Annotated in this window: 15 protein-coding genes; 6 read left to right on the top strand and 9 right to left on the bottom strand. The window is 55.7% G+C overall.

Going from position 1 to position 13,841, the window contains the following annotated elements:
* Window positions 1-490: 490 nt before the first annotated feature.
* Window positions 491-934 carry a DNA cytosine methyltransferase gene (locus ACWB12_RS04955; RefSeq protein ID WP_479528960.1) on the bottom strand — a complete coding sequence of 148 codons (444 nt, stop codon included), beginning with the start codon at window positions 932-934 and terminating at the stop codon, window positions 491-493.
* A gap of 330 nt (window positions 935-1,264) precedes the next feature.
* On the opposite strand from ACWB12_RS04955, the gene ACWB12_RS04950 reads away from it, so the two are divergent.
* The 4 genes from ACWB12_RS04950 (at window position 1,265) to ACWB12_RS04935 (ending at window position 4,924) form a co-directional block, all read left to right on the top strand.
* Window positions 1,265-1,879, top strand: a complete 615-nt coding sequence (locus ACWB12_RS04950) for a ribonuclease HII (protein WP_479528959.1) — start codon at window positions 1,265-1,267, stop codon at window positions 1,877-1,879.
* 111 nt (window positions 1,880-1,990) lie between these two features.
* On the top strand, window positions 1,991-3,106 hold the full coding sequence (locus ACWB12_RS04945) for a DNA methyltransferase (RefSeq protein ID WP_479528958.1): 1,116 nt from the start codon (window positions 1,991-1,993) through the stop codon (window positions 3,104-3,106).
* Between the two features lie 127 nt (window positions 3,107-3,233).
* Window positions 3,234-4,166, top strand: coding sequence for a cytochrome b/b6 domain-containing protein (locus tag ACWB12_RS04940; protein WP_479528957.1), 933 nt, complete (start codon window positions 3,234-3,236; stop codon window positions 4,164-4,166).
* Entirely contained in the window at window positions 4,163-4,924 is a 762-nt protein-coding gene (locus ACWB12_RS04935) for a molybdopterin-dependent oxidoreductase (RefSeq protein ID WP_479528956.1), read from the top strand. The genes ACWB12_RS04940 and ACWB12_RS04935 overlap by 4 nt, the downstream gene beginning before the upstream one ends.
* A 5-nt stretch (window positions 4,925-4,929) precedes the next feature.
* On the opposite strand, the gene ACWB12_RS04930 is transcribed toward ACWB12_RS04935, so the two are convergent.
* Entirely contained in the window at window positions 4,930-6,063 is a 1,134-nt protein-coding gene (locus tag ACWB12_RS04930) for an alkane 1-monooxygenase (protein ID WP_479528955.1), read from the bottom strand.
* 55 nt (window positions 6,064-6,118) lie between these two features.
* On the bottom strand, window positions 6,119-7,174 hold the full coding sequence (locus ACWB12_RS04925) for an A/G-specific adenine glycosylase (protein WP_479528954.1): 1,056 nt from the start codon (window positions 7,172-7,174) through the stop codon (window positions 6,119-6,121).
* 81 nt (window positions 7,175-7,255) lie between these two features.
* Here ACWB12_RS04925 and ACWB12_RS04920 point away from each other — a divergent pair, with 81 nt between their 5' ends.
* On the top strand, window positions 7,256-7,780 hold the full coding sequence (locus ACWB12_RS04920) for a DUF721 domain-containing protein (RefSeq protein WP_479528953.1): 525 nt from the start codon (window positions 7,256-7,258) through the stop codon (window positions 7,778-7,780).
* A 13-nt stretch (window positions 7,781-7,793) separates the two neighbouring features.
* A complete protein-coding gene (locus ACWB12_RS04915) occupies window positions 7,794-8,480 on the top strand; it encodes a DsbA family protein (RefSeq protein WP_479528952.1) in 687 nt (228 codons plus the stop codon).
* Here the strand turns inward: ACWB12_RS04915 and lpxK are convergent, their stop codons facing one another.
* The 6 genes from lpxK to ACWB12_RS04885 all read right to left on the bottom strand — a co-directional run.
* Entirely contained in the window at window positions 8,481-9,473 is a 993-nt protein-coding gene (lpxK, locus tag ACWB12_RS04910) for a tetraacyldisaccharide 4'-kinase (RefSeq protein ID WP_479528951.1), read from the bottom strand.
* The gene (locus ACWB12_RS04905) at window positions 9,473-10,705 is read right to left on the bottom strand and encodes a 3-deoxy-D-manno-octulosonic acid transferase (RefSeq protein ID WP_479528950.1); all 1,233 of its coding nucleotides are present in this window, start codon (window positions 10,703-10,705) and stop codon (window positions 9,473-9,475) included. Before ACWB12_RS04905 ends, lpxK begins: the two co-directional genes overlap by 1 nt.
* Before the next feature lie 6 nt (window positions 10,706-10,711).
* The gene (locus ACWB12_RS04900; protein ID WP_479528949.1) at window positions 10,712-10,957 is read right to left on the bottom strand and encodes a DUF4170 domain-containing protein; all 246 of its coding nucleotides are present in this window, start codon (window positions 10,955-10,957) and stop codon (window positions 10,712-10,714) included.
* A gap of 112 nt (window positions 10,958-11,069) precedes the next feature.
* A complete protein-coding gene (locus ACWB12_RS04895) occupies window positions 11,070-11,846 on the bottom strand; it encodes a 3'(2'),5'-bisphosphate nucleotidase CysQ (RefSeq protein WP_479528948.1) in 777 nt (258 codons plus the stop codon).
* A complete protein-coding gene (locus tag ACWB12_RS04890) occupies window positions 11,839-13,179 on the bottom strand; it encodes a TldD/PmbA family protein (protein WP_479528947.1) in 1,341 nt (446 codons plus the stop codon). Before ACWB12_RS04890 ends, ACWB12_RS04895 begins: the two co-directional genes overlap by 8 nt.
* A 68-nt stretch (window positions 13,180-13,247) precedes the next feature.
* On the bottom strand, window positions 13,248-13,841 hold a 594-nt coding region (locus ACWB12_RS04885; protein WP_479528946.1), incomplete at its 5' end, for a DUF2125 domain-containing protein.

Here is a 13,841-nt window from a genome sequence, read left to right as displayed (position 1 = left end):
AGGGGGTCGCACGTTCGAATCGTGCCGGGTGCACCATTTTTCTCAATTATATAAGATGGTTAGCTGGTTGGTTAGGGTTGCCCAAGGATGGGGCGCGAAGCTAGTAGGCAATTAGTAGGCAATTTTTCTCGATAGAAGCAGGAATCGCACCTGTGCTTTTTGTAGCACAGGATACTGCGGCTTGTTTGTTCGACATCTTTCGGCTTCCAAGTCATCTTGTGGGATATGGTCAATTAGATATGGCGACCTGCCGCAGCAATAAACTATCGATGTGAGTTCTAGAGATGGGCCATGTCAAATCTGAGGACTGCTCACGGCCCTTAGCTGCCGTTCGTTGCGTAGTCCGTCGCTGCAATGCAGCTTCCCCACAGCTGCCATTGGTGCAGAATTTTGAGGTGCAAAAGCAGTCGGCAATCTTATATTGAACCCCTTGGGTTGATCCATTTAGCGGTTATTGAGGCCCAGAGAGATCGTTAAAAAGCCGCCACATCTAGGCATTCATCGATTGTGGGTTGGGAGAAAACACTAATTGTTCTCTTAAGCTAGCTACTTCCAATGATTTAATTACACTATTGAACAGGTGCATCCTCAGAAAGCTAACGACAGGGACCACAACTCCATCACCAGTTAAATGATAGCACTCGGTTGAACTTTGGGGCAATTGATAGTCAATTGGTAATCCCATTAGCGCCGCTGTTTCACTTGGCGACATGAGCCTTGATCGTGTCTCAGGCCCCCTTACAAAAACCAGTGTTTGCTTACTTGAGCCACCGACAGGCACGCGTAGACAGCCAGAGACTCCATCAAATCTCACTTCTGCTCTTTGGACTTTCTTTCCATTTGGGTCTGTCCTCATCCTCCGGTAGAGAGTCCCTACAGTGGCACTTTCGTTATTTCGGGCGGAAGCAAGCTTCTTGAGATTGTTGGCATCCATCAAGGAGATCAGGCGCTGAGTTTGCTCCACAGAATGCCAAGTCGGCCAAAGATCATCGATAGAACCCACGAACGTATGAAGGTTGGACTTTGGTTCAGGCAGAGGCGGTAGGTGCCACCCACCCAATTCTCCTTAGTCGTGCTAGGAAGTGCGTCTTGCGCTCTAACGATTGAGCTAGGATGATAATTCGGTATGAACCGCCCCTTGTTTGCCGGAGGCTGATTACTTCATGTTATGCGACAGAACCTAGACATTTTACGGGGCATATGATTTGCCGACACCCCACCAATTTCCCTTGTGCAAATCCACAATCTGGAGTTTCACAGGTTCATGATCAAACCCGCCCCCGATTTCACCCTTGAGCAATCTGCTATGGATGCAGGCCGCGCTATTATCGCTGGCGTAGACGAGGTCGGGCGCGGCCCTTTGTGTGGTCCAGTGACGGCTGCGGCGGTCATACTTAACCCTTTGAATATCCCTGAAGGCTTGAATGACTCCAAAAAACTGACGGCAAAACGCCGCGAGGTATTGTTTGATGTCCTTATGGAATGCGCCGAAATTTCCATCGCCCATGCCAGTGTTGAGGAGATCGACGAGATCAATATCCTGCGTGCCTCGCATCTTGCAATGGAGCGGGCGGTGGCCGGATTGGACCGCACACCCGACCATGTGCTGATTGATGGCAACCTGATCCCGCGCGGACTGACCATTCCGGCGACTGCTGTGATCAAAGGCGACGCCAAATCCCTGTCGATTGCGGCGGCCTCAATCATGGCCAAAACATGCCGCGACCGGATCATGGTGGATTTGGCGCAACAATATCCGGGTTACGGGTGGGAAAAGAACGCAGGCTACCCCACACCTGTGCACTTAAAAGCACTGCAAGAATTGGGTGTAACCCCACACCATAGACGTTCGTTCAAGCCGGTATACAAGATGTTGTAGCAAGATAATTTTCTAACCTATTGATTCAAAAAGAAATTGACGGCGAATCGTCTATGAATCATCCTAGGCCTCAACAACAAGCGCGAAAATGCGCAACCTCAGAGGCAGAAGATGACAACAAAAACCAAGACAAACGCGGCTGCAAAGCTACCGCTGAACCAAATCCTTGATGGCGATTGCATCGAGGTGATGAACAGTCTGCCCGCAGGCTCTGTTGACCTGATTTTCGCTGATCCACCTTATAACTTGCAACTGCGTGGCGACCTGCACCGCCCCGACAATTCCAAGGTTGATGCGGTTGATGATGCGTGGGACCAGTTTGCCAGTTTCAAGGCCTATGACAAGTTTACCCACGAATGGCTAAAGGCCGCGCGTCGGCTGTTGAAACCCAATGGTGGGATTTGGGTGATCGGATCATATCACAACATTTTCCGCGTCGGTGCCGAGTTGCAAAATCAGGGCTTTTGGATTTTGAACGATGTGGTCTGGCGCAAAACCAACCCGATGCCGAACTTTCGCGGCATGCGCCTGACCAATGCGCATGAAACCATGATCTGGGCCTCCAAAGAAGAGGCCAGCAAATACACCTTTAATTACGATGCTTTGAAAGCACTGAACGAAGGCATCCAGATGCGAAGCGACTGGGTGCTGCCGATTTGCACCGGCCACGAGCGTCTGAAAAACGAGGATGGCGACAAAGCCCATCCAACCCAGAAACCCGAGAGCCTGCTGCACCGCGTGATTGTTGGCACCACCAACCCGGGTGATGTTATTCTGGATCCGTTCTTTGGCACCGGCACTACGGGTGCTGTCGCTAAAAAATTGGGCCGTGAATATATCGGGATCGAGCGCGAAGAGGCATACCGCAAGGTTGCCTTAAAACGCCTTTCAAAAATCCGCAAGTTTGACAAGGAGAGCCTGCAAGTCACCACCGCTAAACGGGCGGAACCACGGGTGCCGTTTGGCCAGCTGGTTGAACGTGGCATGCTGTCACCTGGCGAAAAATTGATGAGCCTGAACGGACGCTACACCGCCAAGGTTCGCGCCGATGGCACATTGGTCGGCCATGATGTGAAGGGCTCAATCCACCAAGTAGGTGCTGCACTTGAAGGTGCGCCCAGCTGTAATGGCTGGACCTACTGGAGTTATAAACGCGATGGCAAACAGGTGCCGATTGACCTGCTGCGCCAACAAATTCGTGCTGAAATGGCCGAACGCCCGAACTAGGGCTTCACCAAAAGATATACCGCCGGTGCCTGTGGCCTGACTACAAGCACTCACTTGCCCCGCCATTTACTTGGCGGGGTTTTTTCGTGGTCAAAACCGGCGAAGATTCACATCTGCGCACGTCAATTTGATCCAGATTGATTCCGCCCGCAGCCATTCCCGTCGCATTCTGATTTCATCAGAAATCTCGCAACAGTGCGATGAAGCAGTGAATGGTACGCCAACTATGACATCCGGCCCCATATCCCGCCCCACAGGAGGCGATTTTGTCAAACGGCACAGGTTATCCACCCGTCTTTGGCACTGGATTAGTGCCGGGATCATGGTGGTTATGCTGATGAGCGGTCTTCTGATCTTCAACGCCCACCCCCGTCTTTATTGGGGTATCTCCGGGGCCAATCCGGATCCTGCCTGGCTGGAAATCGGCCATGAAAATGAACAGGGCTATTTGCGGGTTGCAGGCGCTGAACTAACCACAACCGGTGTGTTGGGCCTGTCCGAAGGTCCTAATAACTCGGTCGCCAAACGCGCCTTTCCCGCATGGGCCACCCTGCCGTCCTATTTTGATTTATCTGCCGCACGCCGCTGGCATCTCAGCTTTGCGTGGTTGCTGGCTATCGGCACATTATCCTTTGGAATATGGAGCATCTTCAACGGCCACCTGCGCAATAAATTATTACCGACGTTGGCGGAATTATCCCCGAAAAATATCTGGAACGAATGCAAGGAGCATGCCAGATTCCGGTTCCCCTGTGGAGAGGAGGCACGTCAATATAATGTCATTCAAAAAGTCGTCTATCTGGGTGTTAGTGGCGGATTAATCCCGATAATTATCCTCAGTGGCCTAACTATGTCACCTTGGGTTAATGCGGTTGCGCCTTGGTTGCTTGACCTGTTCGGCGGGCGCCAATCGGCCCGATCGGTTCATTTTATCGCAGCATTTCTGATTGTTTTATTCGTCGTGATTCATTTGTTGATGGTCATTGTGTCCGGACCGATCAACGAATTGCGATCGATGATTACTGGCTGGTATCGCCTACCGAAAGAGAGGAAAAAATGAGCAGCCGTTTTACCCGTCGCGCTTTGTTAACCGGCCTTGGCCTTGCGGCACCCGCCCTTATTCTGGGCGGCAAGAAACTGTATCCCGACTGGAAACCACAAGAAACCCTGCTAATTTCTGGCGAATGGCTGTCGACCCGCGCACATGAATTGGTTGGGCGCGGTGCGCTGGCGCGTGAATATACCACTGCTGACCTATCGCCCAACTTTCGCACTAACGGCAGCATTGAGCCCAAGACAGCGCGGTGGGTAAGGGATGCGAAAACCGGATTTGAAAGCTGGCGTTTACAGATTAATGGCAAAGTGAAAACCCCGCGTGAATTCTCGCTGGCCGATTTGAAATCCTATCCGTCCCGCACCCAGATCACCCGCCACGATTGCGTTGAAGGGTGGAGCGCGATCGGCCAATGGACCGGTGTGCCACTCGCCGCTTTGCTGGATACGGTCGTTTTGCAAGAGGATGCCCGCTATCTGGTTTTCTGGTGCGCTGATAAATTTGGCGACTGGCAATATTATGAAAGCATTGATTTAATTGATGCATTCCATCCACAAACGATTTTGGCCTATGGCATGAATGGCGGGCCATTGCCGCAGGACCACGGTGCCCCGATCCGGCTGCGGGTCGAACGGCAGCTGGGCTATAAGCAGGCGAAATTCATCATGCGGATCGAGGCGGTCTCATCATTTGCGGCCATCGGCGACGGTCTGGGCGGGTTGTGGGAAGATATCGCCGGATACGAGTGGTACGCGGGTATTTAGGCCTCCTACCGCGGCATTGGCGTCGTCCCCGCCTTATACGCATCCCAATCGGTGATCTCGGGATAATACATCGCCCTCCAATCACGCACCTTCGGGTTCATCCGGCGGCGCCACAAATGCGGCATCATCGCAAGCGCTGTCATTAACGGATACCCGCGTGGCAGTTGCGGGGCCTCGGAGGCTGAATAGGTTTGCAGCAGCGGGAACCGGCGGGCCGGTTTATAGTGGTGGTCGGAATGGCGTTGCAGGTTGATCAGCAGCCAGTTGGAGGCCGTGTGCGCGGAGTTCCATGAATGATGCGGCATCACATGTTCATATTTACCATCGCCCAGATGTTTGCGGGTCAGTCCGTAATGTTCGACATAATTGGTCAATTCCAGCATCCAGATGGCGATAAACGCCTGAAACACAAAGAACCCGACGCCAGACCAGCCGCCTAGCCAAAAGGCCAAACCCAGTGCTGCGATCTGCAAAGCCCCGTATTTCCAGAACGGATTGCTGCTGTCGAAAACGCCCAGCCCCTTGCGCTCCAGCATCTTCTTCTCCGCCTCCCACGCCGAAGCGGGACATTCTCGCAGAACCCGTGGGAAAAACTGATGGAACCCCTCGTTATACCGTGCCGTGACCGCATCGCGCGGGGTGCCGACATAGATATGATGCACCAGCAGATGTTCGGTGCGAAAATGGCTGTATAGGACGGTGGCCAGCAGCAGGTCCGCCAGCCAACGTTCCAGTCGGCTTTTCTGGTGCATCAGCTCGTGAGAATAAACAATTCCCGTGCCACCTGAAACTGATCCAACCCCGTAAAATAACACGATTTTTTCTAGTAATGACAGGTGGTTGGTCACTGTCACCCACCAGATCATGCCGAATATCAGCACAAACTGGATCGGGAACCAGATCATGGTGACCAGCCGGTACCAAAACAGATCCTGATCATCTGTTTCTGTATCCGGATTGGTTTCATTCAACCCCAGCAACGCGTCCAGTGCGGATGATATTGTCCAGCCGTAAATTGCCAGTAAAATGGTCCACCATCCGCCGTAAACCGCACCGATATAGGCCAGCGGCACAGCGCCGATGGAAATCCAGAACGGCAACGCGGAACTCGGTTTGGCGACCTGTTTCGAAGGGGTCATATTCATCTCCAACAATATGCGCGTTGCCCCATATATTCATAGGTTTTCGCTGAACTCAATCACTATCAAACGCGGGGCGTGCAAGGGCGTAGGCCTTGCGCATTACTGTGGGCAGATCGCCTGCATCGAACTGATCGGGCGGGATGAATTCGCCAACCTTCGGGGGCGTGTCGGTGACGGTTGTGACCTTCACCATCAGGCACAGATGGAAGTGGGTGAAGGTATGGCGAACCTCGGAGTTGATCGTGCGCCAATCTGCGGAAAGCGGTTGTTTTTCAACGGCTTCATCACCCCATTCCGCCCCGGGCCAGCCTAACATGCCCCCCAGCAACCCTTTGTCGGGTCGTCGCTCCAACAGCCATGCGCCATCGCTGCGCCGTGCGATATAGGCTATGCCGTAGCGGGTTGGTTTCGCGGGTTTCGGCGTTCTGCGCGGCAATTCTGCGGCACAGCCATTGGCCCGCGCCCCGCACGCACCAGACCAAGGGCACAGCCCACAGTTTGGCGATTTCGGGGTGCAGACTGTTGCCCCCAAATCCATCACCGCCTGCGCGTAATCGCCAGCCCGCACATCGGGTGTTAGGGCTGCGGCATGTGCCTGCAACTCCGATTTGGCGGCGGGCAAGGGGGTGGTAACATGGAACATTCGTGCCATTACCCGTTCGACATTGCCATCCACCACGCATTCCGCCCGCCCAAAGGCAATCGAGGCTATGGCGGCGGCGGTATATGGGCCGATTCCCGGCAATGCTATCAGTTCGTCCCGCGTATCAGGAAATATCTCGCCGTAATCGGCCACAACCAGCCGGGCGCATTTCAACAGGTTGCGGGCGCGGGCGTAATATCCCAGACCGGCCCATTCGGCCATCACCGCCTCATCCGCAGCGCCTGCCAATGCGACAACTGTCGGCCAACGTGTTGTAAAAACGTGGAAATATTTGGCAACGGCAGCCACGGTGGTTTGCTGCAGCATCACCTCGGACAACCAGATGCGGTAGGGATCGGGGCGCACACCTACCTTGGACATGGCAGGTGGAACACGCCACGGCATCACGCGGGCATGGGCATCATACCAACCCAGCAACACATCGCTTAATTCCAAATCACGCAATCTTTATTCGCCCTTATGTGCTATTGCTCTGGCACCCCGCCCGAACCTGTTTAGAATAGCGAACAACTGACGGAAAGACAGATGAAGCAAACAGACGGATATAAACAGCGTAAACGCACCAGCCGCGGGTTTAGACGCACGTCTAACCTGTTGCAATCGCGTATCCGTTCGGCGGGTGAATCCCGTGGCTTTGCTGTGACCCGTCTACTGACCCACTGGGCCGAGATTGTCGGCGAAGATACCGCCCGCATCGCCCGCCCTGTGGATGTGAAATACGGACGCGAAGGGTTGGGCACGACGCTGACGTTGCTGACCACCGGCGCACAAGCCCCGATGCTGGAAATGCAAAAGGAAACGCTGCGCGAGCGGGTCAACAGCTGCTATGGCTATACCGCTATTTCGCGCATCCGTATCACCCAGACGGCGGCCACCGGATTTGCCGAGGGTCAAGTGCAGTTTGCGCCCGCGCCAAAGGCAAAACCTGCCGTTGTCAGCCCCGAAAACAAGCAGGCCGCACGCAAAGCAGCCGAACCTATTGCCGATCAGGGATTGCGCGATGCCCTTGAAGCATTGGGCGAAAATATTATATCCCGTTCCAGACACTGAAAAAGGATTATCCATGAAACGTAGAATGTTCATCGGTGCAGGTGCACTAACATTGGCGGGCGGCTCGGCTTACTGGCTGAATGCAACTGACGCAGGGTTGGGCAGTTCCAGTAGCGCTGGGTTTGGTGCCGCAATGGCGCAAACCGCAGAAACAACTGCCGAGGTTGACACATCCGGCATTATCGAAATGGCACTGGGGGCCAAAGATGCGCCAGTGACGGTCGTTGAATACGCCTCATTCACTTGTCCGCATTGTGCGAGGTTCCATAAAGAAGTCCTGCCGCAGCTTGAAGAAAATTATATCGGGACCGGCAAGGTCCGGTTCATTTTCCGCGAGGCCTATTTTGACAAATACGGGCTGTGGGCCAGCCTGATGGCACGTTGTGGTGGCGAGATGCGTTATTTCGGGATAACCGATATTTTGATGCAAGATCAGGGCGCGTGGCTGGGTGAAGGCGACCCTGCGACTGTGGTTGAAAATCTGCGACGCATCGGCCTGACGGCGGGTATGACCAACGAAAATCTGGATGTCTGTTTCAATGATAGTGATCAGGTGCAGGCGCTGGTGGCGTGGTATCAAGGCAATTTCACCCGTGATGACATGAATTCAACCCCGTCCTTTTTGATCAACGGGCAGAAATATTCCAACATGAGCTATGAGAGTTTCTCGGAGATTCTGGACGAAAAACTGGCTGAATAGCTATTTATTAACGGCTGCGAGCGCGGTATCAAATGCGCTCCAGTCGGCGATTTCCAGACGTACGGGTAATGTCAGAACCTCGGCGCGAAACGCAGGTGGCAGGCGCACGGCGTCCTTTTCTGTGGTGACCATAATCGCGCCCAATGCCTTGGCCTCGAACGACAGGCGTTTCATCAGGGCGGCGGTTAGAGGCTGATGATCACTCAGCGCTTCGGTGTGCAGCAGGTCGGCGCCAAGCGCACGTAAAGTTGCAAAGAATTTTTCAGGGTGACCAATGCCGGCAAAGGCCATAACTGGCTGGTCCTGCCAGTCAATTCCGGTTTGAAGCGGTGCCAATCTGCCGGTCATATGCGGCAGAGAAATTACCTGCCCCCATGTTTGTAGAAACATCTTTTGCGGCTTTGTTTCGCCGATAGACAGCAACAGATCAGCGCGGGTTAACCCGACATTGACGGGTTCGCGCAACGGCCCTGCGGGCAACACACGACCATTGCCAAACCCAATTGCCCCGTCCACCACAACGATTGAAATGTCCTTGTGCAGGGTCGGGTTTTGAAACCCGTCATCCAACACGATTATATCGGCACCTGCCGAAACTGCGGCCTGCGCCCCAGCGGCCCTGTCCTTGGCTACCCACGTCGGGGCGAAGGCGGCCAGCAGTAGTGGTTCATCCCCTGTCTGGTCGGCGCTGTGCACCGTTTCATCAACGCGCACGGGGCCGTCCAGTGACCCGCCATATCCACGAGACACCACATGAGGGGTGTGGTCTGCATCCTGAAGGCGCTGAACGATGGCAATTGTGGTCGGTGTTTTGCCGGTGCCGCCTGCATTGATGTTCCCTACGCAAATCACCGGAACGGGGGCGGTATAGTCGGGTGGTTTGACCACGCGGCGGGCCGTTGCGTTGCTGTAAACAGCTCCAAGCGGCGACAGGATACGCGCCATCATGCCGGGGCGGTTTGAGGGGCGGAACCAGAAACGGGGCGGTTTCATTATGATGCCTCTTGCGGGTCCATGACATCATAAATCAATGCCATTGCGTGGTCCATAGCCTCGGCCCCGCTGGTGGAAATCTCCCAACCGGCATGGGCCATTTCGGCGGCTTTGTCGGGGGCCAACAGGTCCTGCACTGCGGCGGCAAGCTGGGTTGCGTCCTTGACCTCGCGCGCAGCACCGGCTGCATCCAGTCGCGCATAGCCGGGGATGTAGCCATCAACGAACGGCCCGTGAAGCACGGCAGAACCATGGGCGGTCGCCGCATTGGGAGAGCAGCCCTTAGCCCCTTTGGCCAGTGAATTCCCCAAGAAACAGACGGGCGCAACTCGCAGCCACAGCCCCATTTCATCATCGGTGTCAGCGATGAGGATCTGGACGTGTTCATCGGGCTCCTGATCCTGTGAGCGTTGTGCAATTTGCCAGCCATCGCCGGTCAGGATACGGGCGATATCATCCCCGCGCGTGGTGTCTTTTGGGGCAAGAACCAGCAGCAAACGGTGTGACAAACGGCTGGCAGCACGGTGGGCGGTAACGATCAGCGCCTCCTCGGCCTCATTGGTGCAAGCGGCCAGCCAGACGGGGCGGGTGGCAAGCGTTTCGGTCATCTTATCGCGGTCGCGGTCGTCGCAAAAAAGGGTGGCTGCGTTTTCTTCCAACAGACCGCTGGTCAAAATCCCGATGCTGTCAGCACCCTGTCGGACCAGTTGGGTCTTAATGGTTTCATGGCTGACAAGGATATGGTCGAATAGGTCAAGTGTGGCGCGAATTACGCCTTTGTTCCAACGGGTGTGCCCGTCAACGGTGGCGCGGGTTCGGGCATTCAGCATCAGTAGCGGAATGGTACGGGCGTGGGCCTCGACCACAAGGGCGGGGCGCAATGCTGATCCGGCCCAGATGGCAATGCTTGGCTGCCAATGGTCAAGAAACTCTGCCACCCGTCGCGGGGTATCTGCGGGGGCGGCCAAGTGCAGGCAAGGCTGATCACAGCACTCCTGAAACGGGATTTCGACATGTGTATTTTCAGTGGTCGTAACCAGAAACGACATCTCGGTCAGGTCCTCGGTCAGATTCCGGATCAATTCTTGGATCGAGGAAACCTCTTGTTGGTCTGAGACATGCAGCCACACCAGTTTCCCAGCGGGGCGGGCAAGACGTTTTGAGGTATCAATGTCTTGCGATTGCCCTGCGCGGCGAGCGGCAGCAAGATAGAGGCGCAGGCTAAGCAACATGCGAGCCTAGCCGTCCAGCTCTTCGGTTGGAGAGGCCTCAACCCCTTCGTCACGAAGGCGGTGGATGTGGGCGATGAAATACCGCATGTGGGCGTTATCAACGGTGCGGTGCGCTTCGGCTTTCCAGGCGTTATAGGCCGCGTCATAGTTGGGGAACATGCCAACGACATGGATGTCGTCCACGTCTTTGAATGCGTTTTTGGTCGGGTCGATCAGTTCGCCACCAAAGACAAGGTGTAGGCGTTGGGTCATTTTGCAGGCTCCGTTACGTTTCCAAGTGGTCTGTCAGCACAGTAGTTGATCGGATGGAGCGGAGAAAGAGATTCTATGCCTCCGGCGGGGATATTTATGGAACAAAAATAGGCTAGGCCAGTTGTGCGCAGATGGTTTTGTGCAAATTAGGTCCTGCTGTAATCATGCCGTTTAGTTGGGGGTGCGGGTTGTTATAGACGGGTTTAGCGCCCGTTATATCAGTGACGGTGGCACCCGCACGCTGGGCAATCAGGGCACCGGCGGCCACATCCCATTCCCATGTCGGGCGCAGGGTCAGCATCGCGTCAAAGCGCCCCTCGGCAACTAGACACAAACGATAAGCCAGTGACGAGCGGAAATGGCATTCAAACGGCGGGATGCCGGATTTCCAGTGTTGGGGTTTGAAATTGCATTTGGTTGCGAGCACAGTTGGGGTCTGATCCGGTTTCGGGGTGCTGGCACTGATCGGGCGCCCGTTAAGGGATGCGGGTATGGTGTTGGTCGCAACGTATAGTTTGTCCATCATCGGCAAGAACACCACGGCGGCTGTTACCTGCCCATTGTGCGCAATTGCGAGTGAATGGGCGAAGGTTTTGGAGCCCTCGATAAAGGCACGGGTGCCATCAATGGGATCAATGATAAAGACGTGATCATGCGATTGGCGGGCATCCCCGTCTTCGGTTTCTTCGGACAGCCAGCCATAGTCGGGCCGCGCGGCAAGCAGATCGCTGTGCAGCATCCGGTCGATGGCAATATCAGCTTCGGTCACAGGGCCAGCGCCCGCGTCTTTGTCCCATGTCTCGGGCGATTGTTTCCAGAATTTGCGGGCGATGTCGCCGCTGGTATGCGCCGCCGCAATTAGCAGCATCAGGTCATCATTCTCAGGCAAGGATCAACCCCTCGACCAACAGGGACGGTACAACGCGGCTAAGGTGGGCGCGGGCGTCATTTGCAGGGGTCAGGGTGGCCAGCATATCGCGCAGGTTTCCGGCGATGGTGCATTCATTCACCGGGGATTGGATTTCGCCGCCTTCCACCCAGAAACCGGATGCCCCGCGGGAATAGTCGCCGGTGGTGGTGTTGATGGATGAGCCGATCATCGAGGTGATCAGCAGACCTGTGCCCATGTCAGTCAACAGGTCGGCGTGGGATTTATCGCCTTGGGTCAGGGCGATGTTGCCAACGCTTGGCGATGGTGGGGCCGAGGTGCCGCGCGACGCATTAGCGGTGCTTTGCATACCCAGTTTGCGGGCGGTGGCAAGGTCCAGCGTCCAGCCGGTTAGAATGCCGTCTTTGATGATTGTGCGCGGGACAGAGGCCAAACCTTCGCCGTCAAACGGGCGCGAGGAGGACGTGCGCGGGCGCAAGGGGTTTTCGATCAGGGACAAGGTTTTGGGCAGGATTTGTTCGCCCAATGCATCGCGTAACCACGATGATCCGCGCACGATGCTGGACCCGTTGATCGCTGCCAGCAGGTGCGCCATCAGCGATGTGGAAACCCTTTCGTCGTAAAGCACAGGAAAGGCGCCGGATTTGGCTTTGCGCGGGTTCGCGCGCTCGATAGTGCGCTGGGCGGCCATTTTGCCGATATATTCGGGGGTTTCCAGATCGGCAGTATAGATGCGACCATCGCCGTAATAATCACGCTCCATTTCGGCACCCGTGCCGGTGATCGCAACGCAGGATGTGCTGCAACTGCTGCGCGCATAGCCGCCGGAAAACCCGTTCGAGGTGGCAAGGTGGATGCGGCGCTGGCCATAGCCCGACGAGGCAGATTGCACCTGAGAGACACCGCTGACAGCGAGGGCCGCAGCCTCGGCACGGCGGGCGTTATCCTCAAGTGTGGTCGGGTCGGGTTCAGGTGTAGGGTCGAACAGGTCCAGCGCATCCGCGTCCCAATCGGTGGCCAATTGCGCGGGGTCGGCAAGGCCGATGCTGTCGTCCTCGGGGGCGACCTGTGCCATTGCTACGGCACGTGCCGCCATCGTTTCGATGGTATCGGCAGAGGTGTCCGAGGCTGAAACGCAAGCCTGCCTCTGGCCGATCATCACACGTAACCCGATGTCGACCCCTTCAGATCGTTCCGCATGTTCTAGCGCCCCGTTCAGCACGTCGATGGATACCGATGTGCCATCAACTGCAATTGCATCCGCCGCATCCGCACCCGCAGATTTAGCAGCGTCCAGAAGGGCAGCGGTTAGGGTTTTGAGCGATTGAGCCATTGAACGTGCCTGTGGTTAGGGTCTGCCAGTGAGGTAATCTGTGCGCGGGGTCTGCGCAAGGGTTGCGCTTATTTTAGCCGCACACCGTTGGCGGTGACCTGACCATCCGGCGTGACCACAATTTCCGAGGTCAGCGTGTCTTTCTTATCGCCCGCTACGGTAAACAGGCCCAACCCCATGCGCGCGCCAAAAGCTTCGTCATTGTCCAGCAGGCCGATTTTGACCAGCGCATCCATCACGCTGTTCAGCCCCGCCATATGGAATGTTGCCGTGCCGCTGGGGGCGGGCAGGCCATCAAAACTATCAAGGTCAGTGTTGTCAAAGGTGAACAGGCCCTTGCCGGTTAGACGCGCACCTATGGCGGTGATGTCCATGTCGTTCAGGGTCATGGCCGTAAGCTCGCCAAATTTGATGTTTTCCTCGATCACCTCGCGCATGGCCTCGATATCTAGCAAGTCAACGAACAACATGCCTTTGCCGGACAGGTCCAGCATCATGGTTGCGGGGGTGCGGGGCAGTTCTGTTGTGGGGTCAAACTGGTTCCACAGCGCATCCGCCATAGTGATCCCGTCGAAATCCAGCGCATAGACGAAACCCTGCTCGGCGTCGGATTTCAACAGGGGTAGGCCCATTCTCAAGGTCGCGCCTGAAAATGCAAACTG

It is taken from the genome of Profundibacter sp. (assembly GCF_056498605.1).
Note: the sequence above shows the minus strand (reverse complement) of the source record. Positions and strands in the feature narration are given on the sequence as shown.